The organism is Streptomyces mangrovisoli (assembly GCF_000974985.2).
In the GTDB taxonomy this organism is placed as follows: domain Bacteria; phylum Actinomycetota; class Actinomycetes; order Streptomycetales; family Streptomycetaceae; genus Streptomyces; species Streptomyces mangrovisoli.
Genome location: NZ_LAVA02000016.1, coordinates 79,214 through 93,464, shown reverse-complemented (window position 1 = coordinate 93,464; position 14,251 = coordinate 79,214). Strand labels below are relative to the sequence as shown.

Genomic DNA, 14,251 nt, shown 5'->3' with positions numbered 1-14,251 from the left:
CATTCAAGCAAACCGACCCCGTTCAGTCGGGAGGCGGGAGCAGGGTGCCCAGGGGGCCGAGGTCGAGGTTGAGGTCGTCCATGGTCAGTCCGTACTGGGCGCACAGGTCGCTCATGCGGTCGTGCAGGAGCAGGAGGGTCGCGCCCAGGCGTTCCTCCTGCTCCTCGGTGAGGTCTCCTCGGTCGACGCGGTGCAGGGCCTGCCGTTCCATGAGCTGCCGCAGCAGTTCCACGAGGGTGAGGACGAGCCGGAGGAGGTCCCGTTCGACCGTGTCCTGGTCGGAGTTGATCCGACGGGCCGCGGCAGGTGGGCCCTCGCCGGTCGGCCGGCGCAGGTCGCGCGGGGCAGCGGGCAGCAGCCGGAAGGCACGGGCGGCAGCTTGCGCCACCTCGTCGGCGCGGCTCGGCGGGGGGCTCCCCCTCTCAGCCGTCATGGCCGCCGCCGGGCAGCGGGCCGACGCTGGGCCACGGCGAGGGGTTCTGCTCGCTGATGGACACGATCAGGGCACGAAGAGAGATGCGTACCAGATCGATGTCGGCGATGGACAGTACGACGTCACCGGTCAGGACGACGCCGCCGGTCAGGAGCCGGTCCAGCAGGTCGATGAGGGCGACCTGCCGCTGGGGCAGTTGCTCCGCTCCCGAGGGCGGCGGCCGGGTCATGGGGGCGCTCCCTGCTCGGTCCCGTAGGATGCCTCGCTCGGCATGGCGAAGGAGTACGGAGCCCACGGGCCGGTGATTTCCACCCTGACCCCCTCCACCCCGTCGGCCGCATCTGTCACATCGGCCAGGAAGTCGTCACAACGGGTCAGAAGCACGAGGTAGGCGTCGTTGACGACGTTCTCGCCGCCGACGTCGGCGCGGTCGCTCGCTTCGGTCGCTTCGCGCGCTTCAGTCGCTTCGGTCGCTTCGCGCGCTTCGGTGAGAAGACCCTGTTGCACGCGGTGCCGTACACGGTCGACGGCGTGCCTGCGGCCCGCGGCCGCCACCCGCTCGGCGGCCTCCTGGGCCGCCCGGTACGCCGTGTCGCGCACGTTCCGCTGCTGTCGGCGCCTGCGCAGATAGGCGCGCCCGGGGCTCAGCTCCCCCGCGGGAGCCGCGGGAGCCGCGGGGGTCTCGGCGACCGCGGACGGCTCGGCATAGATCTTGACCCCCCATTCGACATGTCCGGCGAGCAGGGCCAGGCGCTCGGCGAAGGCGGTCCGCCCCGTTTCCAGCACCTCCCGGGCCCGCCGGTCGTCGAGGTAGACCGTCGCCAGCCGGAAGGGCAGGACGGTGGTGCGCTCGGCCAGGGCCGCGATGACGCCGTCGTGGGCGCGGGCCACCGCCTCCAGCCAGTCCAGGTCCTCCAGGTGTTGTTTGAGGGCCTGCTCCCGGAAGTCTTCGGCGGGCACCCGGCTCACCACCAGGGCCGGCTCGTCGCCGTCGGCGCCGACGAGGTGGACCTGGGTGCCGGCGACGCCTCGGAGCAGCTCTGTCGCCTGCCGGAGCCCTTCGGTGTCGCGGACCACCGCGTAGGCGTACGTCAGCAGGTCACTCATCGCGGGCACTTCCCCGGCGACGGCTGGCGGTGGACCGGGGTGCCCGGGGTGCCTTCTCCTTCGCGGGGAGCGCCTCGCTCCGGCGCAGCGCGTCGATCTCGGCCCGCAGCCTGCGGTTCTCCTCGGCCAGTGACTCTTCGGCCCTGGCCCCCGCCGACGACCGCTCCGCACCGGCCCCGGCCGACGGCCGTTCGTCCCTGGCCCGGGAGGAGAGCGCGGGATCGTGCTCCCACCAGTCGATCCCCATCTCCTTCGCCTTGTCGACGGAGGCGACCAGGAGGCGCAGCTTGATGGTCAGCAGCTCGATGTCGAGAAGGTTGATCTGTATGTCGCCCGCGATGACGATGCCCTTGTCGAGCACCCGTTCCAGGATGTCGGCGAGATTGGCGGAGGAACCCTGCCCGTACGGCGGCGCCGATCGGGACGGGTAGGAACCAAGCCTGTTGGCCAGGGGTTCAGTCACGGTTGCGGCCTCGAATTCCGTCGTGCCCCGTCAGGAGGTCAGCCCTGCCGATAGGCGCGGATCTCCTCGAGCCGGGCGAGCAGTTCGTCCTCGCGCCGGTCGAACGTCTCCTCGTCGATGTCGCCCGCGACAAGGAGACGTTCGAGCTCGGCGAGTTCGCGGTGGATCGGAGCGGGGTCGTAGTACTGGTTCTCGGCCTCCTCGCGGACCCGCTCGACGACCCATACGGCGCCGCGCACGGGGGCCAGCGGGAGGGTCACGAGTTGAGTGAACAGGCCCATGGGAGCTCCTTCAGACGAAGCTGTAGGGGGGCAGGGGGCCGTTGAGCCGGAAGTCGAAGTCGTCACCCAGTTGGTGGGCGACGCTCAACTCCGCGGTCAGGAACGCCTCTTCCCGATCCTCGGTCACCAGGAACGACACATTGAGGAAGTCCGCGCCCGTCGGCTGGGACGAGTCGAGCGTCCGGGCGAAGGGGCGCAGCGCTTCGACCACGCCCGCCGCCAGCGCCTCCTGCCGTGCCTGCACCTCCTGGGTGACCAACTCCCCCAATTGCAACGACGCGTCGGGGCCGGCCGTACCGCCGCGGATCTCGTCGTTGAGCTCGCGGGCCGCGTCCGACTCGCGGAGGATCTGCCGCAGCAGAGCGTCCTCGTCCTGCGACGCCTTGAGGTGGTACTCGCTGCATCCCTCCAGTGACTGCAGCCGGTCCGTGTAGTCCGCGGCGTTCTGCTCCAGGGCAGCCAGGACGGACTCGTCGTTCTCGGCGAGGAGGCCGAAGCGCATGGGGAGCACGGTGCCGTCCGCCATGAGGCGTTCCTGCACCTCCTGGTGCGCGAGGATGTCGCGGCGCTTCGGGCGCAGGTCTTCCGGGGCGTCGCTGACGACGGCGCACAGTGACTCGGCCGCGACGGTCCGCAGCTCCGCCGGGTGTTCGCCGACGCCCTTGAGGTCGTCGAGGCGGAGCGGGTGCTGCTTGGCGGTGATGGAGTAGATGTATACGGCCATGGCTCATTCCTTCTCGAGCGGCGAGCTTCAATCTCCCGAACGGTGAGCGTCATTCGCGCCCACGTCGGGAGGTACGCCGAGCCGGCCGCCGTCGCCTCTCCACAGGTTCCTTTTCCTTGGCCTCGTCCTCTTCTTCCTCGAATTCCTCGTCCTCGGGCTCTTCTTCGGGCTCTTCTTCGTCCTCGTCGCGGCCCGTGATTCCCTTGAGGGTGTCGGTGACCGCTTCGGCCGCGCCGGAGAGTGCTCCCTTGGATTTTCCCTTGGCCCCGCTCTCGACCGTGTCCCCGACGATGTCGGTCAGCTGGGTGGGCGCTTTCCTGCCGGATTCGAGGTCGAGACGGTTGCACGCCTCGGCGAATCGGAGATAGGTGTCGACGCTGGCGACGACTATACGAGCGTCGATCTTGAGAATTTCGATTCCCACCAGCGATACGCGGACGAACACGTCGATGACGAGTCCGCGATCGAGTATGAGTTCCAGGACGTCGTAGAGGCTGCCGGTCCCGCCGCCGCGATTGACACCGCCTCCGCTTTGCGGCACCACCGTCATGGTGCCTCCCTTCACCGACTGTGCAGAGTCAGCCCCGCCGGTCGATCTGGCCACGCGTGTAGCGGTGCTTCCGTTCGTAGCCCACCAGATCGCCCTCCTCGTCGAGCGTCACTCGATAGGTGGCCATCACGCTGGTGGTCTCAGGGACGCGCTCCAACTCGAGTACCTCGACGTCGGCTTCCCAACCGTTCTCGGTCGCCTTTACCGCGGAGACGGACTCGGGAGCACGGCCCAGCAACTCCTGAAGCTGCTCGACGGCGGAACGTATGGCCCAGGCGGCGTTTCCCTTGTTGGTGCGACGACGAGAAGTGCTCGCGCCGTCCCCGCGGGAGCCGCGACTCCGACTGGCGGATTTCTTCTGGGGTTCTGATGCGGCCATGATCTCCCCGATGGTCGGAGCGTGGGCCATTGTGCGGGCTGGGAACCTCGTATCCCCATCATATAGAGCCGCCTCACGCCCTCGGCGTGGAAGCCTTCCCCGCGAGGTCCCGGTGGTTGCATGGCGTGTCCGTGGCGGAGCAGGAGGTGAGCCACTGTGCCGTGCCATTTCCTTTTCCCTCCGCTTTCGGTCTGTCGCCGGTAACGCCCGAAATCGCCGCAACCTCCACGACGCCCCCGCTGCCCGTCGGAACAGTGCGCGCCACCGCAAACGACGGCAGGTGAGTGTGACTCGCCGGGTACGGAGCACCCGGGGAGGGGGACACGCAGGCAACTGCCGTACAAGGCGCTCGGTCGCTGACACACACCACGCGCATCAACGACCTCGCGACGTCATCACGGAGAAGGACACATCATCATGGCTGACAGGCCCCTCGACGGCCACCGCGTACTGGCGCTCGTCACCAACTACGGTGTCGAACAGGACGAACTGCTGGTGCCACTCAAACGGCTCCGGGAGGCAGGCGCCGACGTCACCGTCGCCGCCGCGACCTCGGACCCGGTCCTGACCCTGGTCGGAGACAAGGATTCCGGCGAGAGCGTCGCACCCGACACCACCTTCGACGGCGTGGACCCCGGCGACCACCAGCTCCTGCTGCTCCCCGGCGGCACGCTCAACGCCGACCAGCTCCGCCTCGACGGCAAGGCCCTGACCCTCGTCAAGGCGTTCGCCGAGTCGGGCCGCCCGATCGCCGCCATCTGCCACGGCCCCTGGGCCCTGGTGGAAGCCGACGCCGTCCGCGGCAAGACCCTGACATCCTATCCCTCGCTGCGCACCGACATCCGCAACGCCGGAGCAAAGTCCTGGGTCGACGAACCCGTGGTGAGCGACGCCGCGGGTGGTTACACCCTGATCACCTCGCGCACCCCCAAAGACCTCGACGCCTTCCTCGACGCGATCAGCGAGGCCCTGACCGCGTCCTGACCCAGGAAACCGCACCGCGGGGGCAGCCTCCCTCCGCGCCATTCGGACCTGACCTGGACCGCGCTGCCCCGCACCACTGCGGTGCCGGGCCGACCGCGCGCCGTGCATCCCTCGCCGTGCCGGGTGGACGGCGCTCACGAACCCACAGTGTCGGCGCGGCCCGCTACGACGTCGCAGCGGACACCGGCAGGAAGGTGGCCCCATGGCCGAGAGCCGCGGCCGAGCACGTACGCGCCATCCTCGCCACCAGCGTCGCGGCGAGGCCCGGCTGCCGGGCGTGGCCGCGACACTGGTGGCCGTCCTGCTGTATGTGGCGCTGCCCCAGCGGCTGCTGGTCGCGCCCCGCTACGTTGTGCCCGCCCTGGAACTTCTGCTGCTGGTTCCCCTGGTCGCGATCAACCCCAGACGACTCACCCGACAGAACGCGACGTTCCGGTTCTTGTCCCTGGCACTCGTCCTGGTCATCGCCGCCAGCAATCTCACGGCCCTGGGCATCCTCATCCACGAGTTGATCCACGCCGGCGTGAAGGACGGCCGCGCCCTGCTGGTGGCCGCCCTGCAGGTGTGGCTGACCAACATCATCGCCTTCGGGCTGGCCTATTGGGAGCTGGATCGCGGCGGTCCGGTGGCGCGCACGCAGCTCCCCCGCGGCGAGCTGCCGCTGGCGGACTTCCGCTTCTCCCAGGACGAGAACGACGACGCGGTGGAGGAGGTCGCAGACGGCGCCAGCATCAGTGCCGACTGGGTCCCGAACCTCGTGGACTACCTGTACGTGTCCGTGACCAACTCCACCGCCTTCAGCCCCACCGACACGATGCCCCTGTCCGCCCGCGCCAAGCTGCTGATGAGCGTCCAGAGCGTCGCCGCGTTGCTGACGTCATTGCTGGTGATCGCCCGCGCCGTCAGCATCCTGCACTGACCGGTCGGCGGCTCGGCTGACGGTGCGCGGCCCACTGCCGCGCGACCCCGCCGAGCACCCACGCCGCTCGGAAGGGTGCCGTCTCCAGGCATCCGCGGGGCACGCGGCGCCGTCGTCAGCGGCCGAGCGCATCCTTCAGCTGCTGCTTGGACATCGAGGAGCGGCCGTCGATGTCGCGCTTCCTGGCCTCCTCGTACAACTGGTCCTTGGTCGGCTCCTGGGAGCCGCTGTGCGAGCGCTGACCACCGCGCCTCGGGGCCGGCCCCGCGTCCTGGGGGGAGGATCTGCCGGCCGTCCTCGTCTCGTCCGACCTCGCCCGCTCCTTGTCCATCATGCGTGACGCGATCTCCCTCACCCGCTGATGCGACTCATCCCGGTCCTCCGCGCTTCTCCTGACGTCTTCGTACTGCCGCTCTCGATCGGCACTGGATCCAACCGCCATGACGTACTCCCTCGCTCTGCGCCCCGTGCGGGCAGGGGCGGCGTTCATGCGCCGAGTTCCCGAGAACACCGCTCCGATTCAGTCGCCCCGGGGCTCTCATGTGTGCGAGAGGCGAGCGCCGAATGGGGTAGTCGGTCAGCGAGGGGGCGGCAAGGCCGAACCGAGCTTCCTGGTCTCCCACGAACTCGACCTCGATCAGGCCCCGGACGCGTACGAGCACTTCGCCAACCGCGACGACAGCTGGACCAAGGTCGTCCTTCACCCCGACGGCCACGGCGGATCCGGCAGGCGGGCCGCCCGGGCCGGATAGCGATCCACGGCGGCCGGCCCGTCGGGATCGACGCACGTTTTCCCGGTGACCGCACGGGCACCCGGCGGGTGGCCGCCGCCATGCCGGCCCCGGCCCGCGCCGCGTCCGTTCGGACCGCTCGGGCTGCTCGGGCTGCTCGGGCTGCTCGGGCGGCGACGGCGCCGTCGGATCGGTCCGGGGCCGGCGGCCGGTGGGAAGGCGCCCGCGTGAGAAGCAGGGTGGACGGCGTTTCTCACTGCCGTGCGGCCCCGGATGCGATCCCAGGAGATGTGTGTGAAGGCAGCAGAAGCGACTGTGAGGGTCGGCAAACGCCGGGTGGCACTCACCCACCCGGACAAGGAGCTGTTCCCGGACGACGCGATCACCAAGGCCGAACTCGTCGACTACTACCGGGATGTCGCGCGCTTCCTGCTGCCCTTCCTGCGCGATCGCCCCCTGGTCATGGAGCGGTATCCGGACGGGTACGGCGGCCGGTCCTTCTACCACAAGGACATTCCCGACCACTTCCCGGACTGGATCCACCACTGCCGCGTCCCCAAGCAGGGCGGCACGGTGGACATGGTCGTCTGCGACGACACCGCGACACTCGCCTACCTGGCCAACCAGGCGTGCCTGACGCCGCACCCCTGGCTCAGCCGCACCGACCGGCTCGACCAGCCCGACCGGCTGGTGTTCGACCTGGACCCGTCGACCGCCGACGACTTCGAGACCGTCCGGTGGGCGGCGCGCGAGCTGGGCGAGCTGCTGACGGAACTGGGGCTGCGCCCCGCGGTGATGACCACCGGCTCACGCGGACTGCACCTGGTCGCCCTCCTGAGCGGCCGCACCGACTTCGACACCGCCCGCGGCTTCGCCCGCCGCGTCGCCGATCTGTTCGCGGCCCGCCACCCGGACCGGCTGACCACCGCCCCCCGCAAGGCCGACCGCGGCGGACGCCTGTACCTGGACATCCAGCGCAACGCCTATGCCCAGACCTCCATCGCCCCCTACGCCGTCCGGGCCCGGCCGCACGCTCCGGTCGCGACGCCCCTGGCCTGGACCGAACTCGACGACCCGGCCCTCGGCCCGCGCACCTGGACCCTGCGCACCCTCCCGAAGCGCCTGGCGGAGGGCGGGGACCCGTGGAAGGGACTGAGCCGGTGCCGGCGTTCCCTCACCAGGGCAGCCCGGCGACTGGACACCCTCGAGGAGGACGACCACACGGCGCGAAAGGAGTGATGCGATCATGCCGACCGCGACGGAACGGGCGAGGGCCGAGGCCCTGCTCACCGCCCACGGGCAGACGTACGCGCGCGAGGCCGGCGTCCACCTGCGCGACACGCCGCAGCCGCTCTACCAATTGCTGGTGCTCGCACACCTGCTCTCCGCACGGATCAGGGCGTCCGTGGCCACGGACGCCGCGCGGGCCCTGTTCGACGACGGTATGCGCAACCCGAGGCACATGAGCGAATCCACCTGGCAGCAGCGCGTGGACGCCCTCGGCAAGGGGCACTACCGCCGGTACGACGAACGTACCGCCACCCAGCTCGGTGACGCCGCCGACCTGCTGCTGGAGCGGTACGGCGGCGACCTGCGCAGACTCCGCGAGGCCGCCGGTGGGGACGTCGAGGAATGCGAGCGGCTGCTGCGCGAGCTGCCCGGCATCGGGCCGACCGGAGCGGACATCTTTCTGCGGGAGGCGCAGGGCGTCTGGCCCGAGGTCGCTCCCTACTTCGACGCCAAAGCCCTCCAGGGCGCCGCCCGGCTCGGCCTTCCCGAGTCCCCGGACACCATCGCCCGCCTGGTGGCGGAGGACGACTACCCGGCGTTCGCGGCCGGCCTGGTGCGCTCCGCGCTGGACAAGCAGGTCGCGGAAGATGTCATCGCACGCGCCGACTGACGGGCCCGGCCGAAGAACGACCGACGCCCGCGGACCCGCGGCGCGGCGTTTCGCGGGGAGACGCAAGGGACAACCGGCCCACCGCACGTCACCCGGCCCGGAGCAGGTCCGGGCCGGGTGACGTGCCGGGCTGCTCAGCGGCCCGGCGATCCGGACCAGGCCCAGGTGAGACAGCGGGAACTGGACTAAAGTTCCTGGATGCCTTGAATGTCATGAAACGCCAGTTACCACGGCCCTCCGCCGGAGCCGTGCCTCACGGACGAGGGCGCCCCGGGTCTCGCGGAGTGCCGGGCCGGTCATTCCGGTCCGCGGAACGGCGCGCATCCCCGGTGCGGAAGTGAGCGGAGGGCTTGAGACATGGTCCTTGGACCGCGACTGGACCTGCGGCGTTCCTGGCGACCGGGGCGCACCCCCGCGCTGGTCGTGATCCCCTTGGCGCTGATCGTCACGGTCTGTCTCGTCGACGTGCTGGTGCCGCCCCACATCCACCTCGGACCGCTCCTGGTGGCGGCGCCCGCGCTCACCGTGGCGTTCGCCGGCGCCCGCCTCACCGCGCTGATGGGGGCTCTCGCCGTGGCGGCCCAGATGCTGATCGGCGCGCTCAGAGGGGTCCTGTCCACCGCCAACATCCAGGCGCAGATCGCCGCCCTGATCATCGTCACTGTCGTCTGCGTCACCGTGTGCGTGGTGCGGGACCGCAACGAGCGGCGGTTGGACCAGGTGCGGTCGGTGGCCGAGGTGGCGCAGAGTGTGCTGTTGCAGCCCTTGCCCCAGCGCTCCGGCCCGCTGCGGATCGCAGGCCTGTACCTGCCTGCCGAGGAGGAGGCCGACCTGGGCGGAGACCTGTACGCGGCCGCACGGACCAGCCACGACAGCACCAGATTCCTCATCGGTGACGTACGCGGCAACGGTCTGGCCGCGATCAACAACGCCGCCCTGCTCCTCGGTGCCTTCCGCGCGGCCGCCCACCGGCAGGCCACCCTCCCCCGCCTCGCCGTCCACCTCGACGCCGCGTTCCGCTGGGACATCAGCCAGTGGCGATCAGGGGCGGAGCAGGACACCGACGAGGACTTCGCCACGGTCACGCTGCTCGACATCCCCGATCACGAGCCGGTCGTCCACCTCATCACCTGCGGGCACCCGCCCCCGCTCCTCCTTCGCGGGGGCCGCCTCACCCCGCTCGCGGCCGAGGCGAGTCATCTCCCGATCGGCTTCGGCGGGGCCTTCGGCATCGCCGCCTACGACGTCCAGACGTTTCCCTTCGAGGCCGGCGACCTTCTGCTGCTGTACACGGACGGCGTCATCGAGGCCCGCAACGGCGACGGTCACTTCTACCCGTTGGCCGAGCGGGCTCCGCAGTGGACGGGGAACGACCCCGCCGAAGTCTTGCGCCTGCTCCAGGACGACCTGCTGGTCCATGTCCGGGGCCATCTCGGCGACGACGCGGCGGTCGTGGCGATCCGCCGCCTCGCACGCTGATCGTCGCCCGGCCGGACGCGCGTCAGTTCGCCTCCTTCTGCGGGAAGACGAACTCGTCGAGGATCAGTCCGACGGCGACGGCCGCCGGGATGGCGACGAGCGCGCCGATGACGCCGAGGAGCGCCCCGCCGACCAGTACCGCGACGACGGTGACGAGCGGGTGGACGTCGACGGCGAACTTCATGGCCCGCGGCACGATCAGGTAGTCCTCGGCGACCCGGAAGACGATGTAGAACACCGCGGTGGCGATCGCGATGGGGAGGGACACCGACAGGGCGACGAGGCTCACGACGACGCCGGCGATGGTCGAGCCCACGATCGGGATCAGGTCCATGAGCGCCGTGAAGATGCCCAGGGCGGCGGCGTACGGGACACCGGTGGCCTCGCACCAGCCGAACGTCGCCACGCCCGCGATCCCCGAGGTGACGAGGTTGCCGAGCATGAACTTGCCGATCCGGTTCATGATCTCTTCGGCCACGCCCTCGACACGCTCACGGCGGCCGGCCGCCACGAATCGGTAGCAGAACTCCTTGATGGCCGGGAGCGCCACCATGCAGTACAGCGTCACCGTGATCACGATCGCCGAGGACGTGACGGTGCTCAGGACCTTCTGGCCGGCGCCCAGGACCCCTCCCGCCAGGCCGGACGCCCCGCCTCCCGAACCGATCTGCTCCTTGGCCTTCTCGACCACGTGGAAGCGGTCCTCCAGGCGGCCGACCGTGGACTGGTGGTCGTGCAGCTGCTCCAGCCAGCCCGGCACCGCGTCGACCAGCGAGGAGATCTCCTTGGTCACGGGCGGGATGACCAGGGCCAGGAAGCCGCCGAGTACGACGACGAACCCGGTCAGGACGATGGCGACGGCCCACCCGCGCCGCAGCCCCCGGCGCGTGAACCAGACGACGAGCGGTTCGAGGCTGATCGCGATGAACGCGGCCAGCAGGATCAGGGTCAGCATCGAACTGATCCGCAGGACGGTCTGGACAGCGAGCCATGCCAGGCTCGCGCCCAGACCCAGCGCGAATCCCACCCTCACCCAGGACCGCCTGCGCCCGCCGCGCGGATCGCGGATCGACGGACGGTGGGGCGCATCCCGCGGCACGTGAGGGGCGTCAGTCATTCCAGGGGCGGAGCCGTTCGGGCTCGGCCCGTCGGACGCGCCGCGCCCGGCGCGCACGGATTCAGCTTCGGGTACGGACTCGGACTCGGACCGCGCAGACATCGCGATGGCCCTCCTCTCCTGCCCCGCAGGGGTATGAACGGGTCCCGGAGTACGCGAGAGCCCCGGGACCCGTCGAAGGGTCCCGGGGCCGCGAAGCCCGGTGGGGGCGTCGGGTCAGGCGTGCGGGCCGCCGAACGTGGGGCCGCCCGTGCCGTAGTAGGTGCCCAGTTCGTCGCGGTATCCCGGGTCCCCGAGATGCTTCTCGCGGTCGAACTCGGGCGAGTCCTTGATCTGCTGCTTGGCGAGGCTGACGAAGACCTTCTTCTCGTTCGGGTCGATGCTCTCGACCGTGCTCGCCGGGAGCAGGACCTCCTTGCCGAAGATCCACACACCGGTGTCGACCACCAGGTAGGCGTCACCGACCTCGTCGGAGTGCTTGTCGACCTTGCCGATAGCGCCGTCGGTCGCCTCGACCTTGTATCCGGTCAGGTCGGCGCCCGCAAGACGGCCCGCGGTCGACTTGTAACTCCACACATCCTCAGTCACGCGAAAACAACTCCTCCGGTAAACGGAGGACGGCGGACGTTCCCGCCGTTCCTCCTTTTTCCGTGCGTCGTACACGGCGGTTTTCTTCGACCGCCGAAGGGCCGGGTGCCCGTCATTCCGGTTCGCACGCACCGGCTTTCGGCCAGGACCGTGATGGTGGTCGGTCCGCGGGCCCTGGGGCAGAAGGTGCGCTTCAGACGAGTCGGACGCACAGCCCGGGGTAGCCGGAGCGTGGAGGCCGCGGCCCGCTCCCGGTGCCCCGCGCGGCGGAACACCTACGCCAGAACCCACCCCCAGCAGTCACGAGGAGCAACGGCATGACCAGCGAACAGTCCCGCAAGACGACCCGACCGGTCCGGTCCGTGGCGCCGCCCCTGGCGGAGCGAACGGGGTGGGACGAGGTGGACCTACGGGCCGTGGACACCGCACGGGTGCTGGCGGCCGACGCGGTGCAGAAGGTCGGCAACGGCCATCCCGGCACCGCGATGAGCCTCGCCCCGCTGGCGCATCTGCTGTTCCAGAACGTCATGCGGCACGACCCGGGTGACGACCAGTGGCTCGGCCGCGACCGGTTCGTCCTCTCCTGCGGCCATTCCAGCCTGACCCTCTACATCCAGCTCTACCTGACCGGCTACGGCCTGGAACTCTCCGACCTGGAGGCGTACCGCACCTGGGGCTCGGCCACCCCCGGCCACCCCGAACACCACCACACGCGAGGCGTGGAGATCACCACGGGACCGCTCGGCCAGGGGATGGCCGCCGCGGTCGGCATGGCCATGGCGGCCCGGCGCGAACGCGGGCTGCTCGACCCCGACACCGAGCCGGGCAGCAGCCCCTTCGACCACCACGTCTACGTCGTCGCCTCCGACGGCGACATGATGGAAGGCGTCACCGGCGAGGCCGCGTCCCTGGCCGGTCACCAGGAACTCGGCAACCTGGTCGTCTTCTACGACTCCAACCACATCTCGATCGAGGACGACACCGACGTCGCCTTCAGCGAGGACGTCCCGGCCCGCTACGCCGCCTACGGCTGGCACGTGCAGACCGTCGACTGGACGAGCACCGGCAGCTACGTCGAGGACGTCGACGCGCTGCTGGCCGCCGTCCGCGCCGCGCAGGCGGAAAACGGCCGGCCTTCCCTCATCATGCTGCGCACCCTGATCGGCTGGCCGGCTCCGACCAAGCAGAACACCGGCAAGGCCCACGGCTCCGCGCTGGGCGAGGAGGAGGTCGCCGCGACCAAGCGGCTGCTGGGCTTCGACCCCGAACGCCATTTCGTGGTGGAGGAGGCGGTGCTGGCGCGGACCCGCGAGGCCGCAGACCGCGGGCGACGGATCCGCGCCGAGTGGGACGAGGCGTTCACGGCGTGGCGGACCGCCGACCCGGCGCGCGCCGCACTGCTGGACCGCCTCCAGGCACAGCGGCTGCCCGACGGCTGGACCGAGGCCCTCCCGGACTTCCCGGCCGACCCCAAGGGCATGTCCACGCGCGCCGCCTCCGGCGAGGTGCTCAGCGCGCTGGCCCCCGTACTGCCGGAACTGTGGGGCGGCTCGGCCGACCTGGCCGGGAGCAACAACACCACCATGGACGGCGAACCGTCCTTCGTGCCGGCCGACCGCCAGACCAAGAACTGGAAGGGCGGCCCCTACGGACGCACCCTCCACTTCGGCATCCGCGAGCACGCCATGGGCGCGATCCTCAACGGCATCGCCCTGCAGAGCCTGACCCGCCCCTACGGGGGTACGTTCCTGACCTTCTCGGACTACATGCGCCCGGCCGTCCGCCTGGCCGCGCTGATGAAGCTGCCCGCCACCTATGTGTGGACACACGACTCCATCGGCCTCGGCGAGGACGGCCCCACCCACCAGCCGGTCGAGCACCTGGCCGCACTCCGCGCCGTCCCGGGCCTCGACGTGGTCCGTCCCGCCGACGCGAACGAGACCGCCGCCTGCTGGCGCACGGTGCTGGAGCACCGGGACCGTCCCGCCGCACTGGTGCTGACCAGGCAGAACGTGCCCGTCCTCGACCGCGGTGACGGCGGCTGCGCCGCCGCCCTGGACGCGGCCCGCGGCGGATACGTCCTCGCCGACGCCGCGCACGGCAACGTGCCGGACGTCCTTCTCGTGGCGACCGGTTCCGAGGTGCACATCGCCCTGGAGGCCCGCGCGCTGCTCCAGGACGAAGGCCTCGCCGTGCGGGTCGTGTCGATGCCCTGCCAGGAGTGGTTCGCCGCCCAGGCCCTCGACTACCAGGACCAGGTCCTCCCTCCCTCGGTACGTGCCCGGGTCAGCGTCGAGGCCGCGGTGGGGCAGGGCTGGCGGGACGTGGTCGGCGACGCCGGACGCATCGTCGGCCTGGAGCACTACGGTGCCTCCGCCGCCTACGAGCGGCTGTACTCCGAGTTCGGCATCACGCCCCAGGCGGTCGCCGAGGCCGCCCGCGACAGCATCCACGACGCCTCCCGGACCCCTCGCCCCGGAGGCCACCAGCAGACCACCGCCCCCACCGGCGGACACTCCTCCTCACCCACGGGCGACCGCTCCTGAGAGAGGCGCCTCGGGGCGGCTCCTGAGAGAGCTGCCGCGGGACGCGTCAG

At 70.7% G+C, this 14,251-nt stretch carries 18 protein-coding genes; 7 read left to right on the top strand and 11 right to left on the bottom strand.

What is annotated here, in order from left to right:
* Positions 1-22 precede the first annotated feature (22 nt).
* Genes WN71_RS08105 through WN71_RS08070 form a run of 8 tightly spaced genes read right to left on the bottom strand, consistent with a single transcriptional unit; the run spans position 23 to position 3,937 of the window.
* Entirely contained in the window at positions 23-433 is a 411-nt protein-coding gene (locus WN71_RS08105) for a gas vesicle protein K (RefSeq protein ID WP_046584302.1), read from the bottom strand.
* Positions 423-662: a gas vesicle protein gene (locus WN71_RS08100; protein ID WP_046584303.1), complete on the bottom strand. Its 240-nt coding sequence runs from the start codon at positions 660-662 to the stop codon at positions 423-425. Before WN71_RS08100 ends, WN71_RS08105 begins: the two co-directional genes overlap by 11 nt.
* Complete coding sequence (locus WN71_RS08095) at positions 659-1,540, bottom strand: GvpL/GvpF family gas vesicle protein (RefSeq protein WP_046584304.1); 882 nt, start codon at positions 1,538-1,540, stop codon at positions 659-661. Before WN71_RS08095 ends, WN71_RS08100 begins: the two co-directional genes overlap by 4 nt.
* Entirely contained in the window at positions 1,533-2,003 is a 471-nt protein-coding gene (gene gvpJ / locus WN71_RS08090; RefSeq protein ID WP_046584305.1) for a gas vesicle protein, read from the bottom strand. The genes WN71_RS08095 and gvpJ overlap by 8 nt, the downstream gene beginning before the upstream one ends.
* Before the next feature lie 38 nt (positions 2,004-2,041).
* A complete protein-coding gene (locus tag WN71_RS08085) occupies positions 2,042-2,284 on the bottom strand; it encodes a gas vesicle protein GvpG (RefSeq protein WP_046584306.1) in 243 nt (80 codons plus the stop codon).
* Positions 2,285-2,294: 10 nt separating this feature from the next.
* A complete protein-coding gene (locus WN71_RS08080) occupies positions 2,295-3,008 on the bottom strand; it encodes a GvpL/GvpF family gas vesicle protein (RefSeq protein ID WP_046584307.1) in 714 nt (237 codons plus the stop codon).
* 49 nt (positions 3,009-3,057) lie between these two features.
* Entirely contained in the window at positions 3,058-3,558 is a 501-nt protein-coding gene (locus WN71_RS08075; protein WP_046584308.1) for a gas vesicle structural protein GvpA, read from the bottom strand.
* 28 nt (positions 3,559-3,586) lie between these two features.
* Complete coding sequence (locus tag WN71_RS08070; protein WP_046584411.1) at positions 3,587-3,937, bottom strand: gas vesicle protein GvpO; 351 nt, start codon at positions 3,935-3,937, stop codon at positions 3,587-3,589.
* A gap of 417 nt (positions 3,938-4,354) precedes the next feature.
* Here WN71_RS08070 and WN71_RS08065 point away from each other — a divergent pair, with 417 nt between their 5' ends.
* Both WN71_RS08065 and WN71_RS08060 read left to right on the top strand, forming a co-directional pair.
* Complete coding sequence (locus WN71_RS08065; RefSeq protein WP_046584309.1) at positions 4,355-4,921, top strand: type 1 glutamine amidotransferase domain-containing protein; 567 nt, start codon at positions 4,355-4,357, stop codon at positions 4,919-4,921.
* Positions 4,922-5,198: 277 nt separating this feature from the next.
* Positions 5,199-5,840 carry a hypothetical protein gene (locus tag WN71_RS08060; protein WP_206300042.1) on the top strand — a complete coding sequence of 214 codons (642 nt, stop codon included), beginning with the start codon at positions 5,199-5,201 and terminating at the stop codon, positions 5,838-5,840.
* 115 nt (positions 5,841-5,955) lie between these two features.
* Here WN71_RS08060 and WN71_RS08055 read toward each other — a convergent pair whose 3' ends face one another.
* Positions 5,956-6,282 (bottom strand): hypothetical protein, encoded by a 327-nt coding sequence (locus WN71_RS08055; RefSeq protein WP_046584311.1) that lies wholly within the window; start codon positions 6,280-6,282, stop codon positions 5,956-5,958.
* 100 nt (positions 6,283-6,382) lie between these two features.
* Between WN71_RS08055 and WN71_RS40770 the strand changes: the two genes are divergently transcribed.
* The 4 genes from WN71_RS40770 to WN71_RS08040 all read left to right on the top strand — a co-directional run bounded on the left by WN71_RS40770 (position 6,383) and on the right by WN71_RS08040 (position 9,950).
* A complete protein-coding gene (locus WN71_RS40770; protein WP_420856471.1) occupies positions 6,383-6,592 on the top strand; it encodes a hypothetical protein in 210 nt (69 codons plus the stop codon).
* A 267-nt stretch (positions 6,593-6,859) separates the two neighbouring features.
* The gene (gene ligD / locus WN71_RS08050) at positions 6,860-7,810 is read left to right on the top strand and encodes a non-homologous end-joining DNA ligase (RefSeq protein WP_046584313.1); all 951 of its coding nucleotides are present in this window, start codon (positions 6,860-6,862) and stop codon (positions 7,808-7,810) included.
* A gap of 7 nt (positions 7,811-7,817) precedes the next feature.
* Positions 7,818-8,471 carry an HhH-GDP family DNA glycosylase gene (locus WN71_RS08045; protein WP_046584314.1) on the top strand — a complete coding sequence of 218 codons (654 nt, stop codon included), beginning with the start codon at positions 7,818-7,820 and terminating at the stop codon, positions 8,469-8,471.
* 357 nt (positions 8,472-8,828) lie between these two features.
* A complete protein-coding gene (locus WN71_RS08040) occupies positions 8,829-9,950 on the top strand; it encodes a PP2C family protein-serine/threonine phosphatase (protein ID WP_046584315.1) in 1,122 nt (373 codons plus the stop codon).
* Between the two features lie 22 nt (positions 9,951-9,972).
* On the opposite strand, the gene WN71_RS08035 is transcribed toward WN71_RS08040, so the two are convergent.
* Positions 9,973-10,983 (bottom strand): AI-2E family transporter, encoded by a 1,011-nt coding sequence (locus tag WN71_RS08035; RefSeq protein ID WP_046584316.1) that lies wholly within the window; start codon positions 10,981-10,983, stop codon positions 9,973-9,975.
* A 300-nt stretch (positions 10,984-11,283) separates the two neighbouring features.
* The gene (locus WN71_RS08030; protein WP_046584317.1) at positions 11,284-11,655 is read right to left on the bottom strand and encodes a hypothetical protein; all 372 of its coding nucleotides are present in this window, start codon (positions 11,653-11,655) and stop codon (positions 11,284-11,286) included.
* A 317-nt stretch (positions 11,656-11,972) separates the two neighbouring features.
* Here WN71_RS08030 and tkt point away from each other — a divergent pair, with 317 nt between their 5' ends.
* The gene (gene tkt, locus WN71_RS08025; RefSeq protein WP_046584318.1) at positions 11,973-14,201 is read left to right on the top strand and encodes a transketolase; all 2,229 of its coding nucleotides are present in this window, start codon (positions 11,973-11,975) and stop codon (positions 14,199-14,201) included.
* Positions 14,202-14,251 lie beyond the last annotated feature (50 nt).

Bases quoted from the DNA above. Each gene is read 5' to 3' on its own strand.
- WN71_RS08055 (WP_046584311.1), bottom strand. From the start codon at position 6,282: ATGGCGGTTGGATCCAGTGCCGATCGAGAGCGGCAGTACGAAGACGTC.
- WN71_RS08100 (WP_046584303.1), bottom strand. From the start codon at position 662: ATGACCCGGCCGCCGCCCTCGGGAGCGGAGCAACTGCCCCAGCGGCAG.
- WN71_RS08075 (WP_046584308.1), bottom strand. From the start codon at position 3,558: ATGACGGTGGTGCCGCAAAGCGGAGGCGGTGTCAATCGCGGCGGCGGG.
- WN71_RS08040 (WP_046584315.1), top strand. From the start codon at position 8,829: ATGGTCCTTGGACCGCGACTGGACCTGCGGCGTTCCTGGCGACCGGGG.
- WN71_RS08085 (WP_046584306.1), bottom strand. From the start codon at position 2,284: ATGGGCCTGTTCACTCAACTCGTGACCCTCCCGCTGGCCCCCGTGCGC.
- WN71_RS08080 (WP_046584307.1), bottom strand. From the start codon at position 3,008: ATGGCCGTATACATCTACTCCATCACCGCCAAGCAGCACCCGCTCCGC.
- WN71_RS08070 (WP_046584411.1), bottom strand. From the start codon at position 3,937: ATGGCCGCATCAGAACCCCAGAAGAAATCCGCCAGTCGGAGTCGCGGC.
- WN71_RS08095 (WP_046584304.1), bottom strand. From the start codon at position 1,540: ATGAGTGACCTGCTGACGTACGCCTACGCGGTGGTCCGCGACACCGAA.
- WN71_RS08105 (WP_046584302.1), bottom strand. From the start codon at position 433: ATGACGGCTGAGAGGGGGAGCCCCCCGCCGAGCCGCGCCGACGAGGTG.
- tkt (WP_046584318.1), top strand. From the start codon at position 11,973: ATGACCAGCGAACAGTCCCGCAAGACGACCCGACCGGTCCGGTCCGTG.
- ligD (WP_046584313.1), top strand. From the start codon at position 6,860: ATGTGTGTGAAGGCAGCAGAAGCGACTGTGAGGGTCGGCAAACGCCGG.
- WN71_RS08065 (WP_046584309.1), top strand. From the start codon at position 4,355: ATGGCTGACAGGCCCCTCGACGGCCACCGCGTACTGGCGCTCGTCACC.
- WN71_RS08045 (WP_046584314.1), top strand. From the start codon at position 7,818: ATGCCGACCGCGACGGAACGGGCGAGGGCCGAGGCCCTGCTCACCGCC.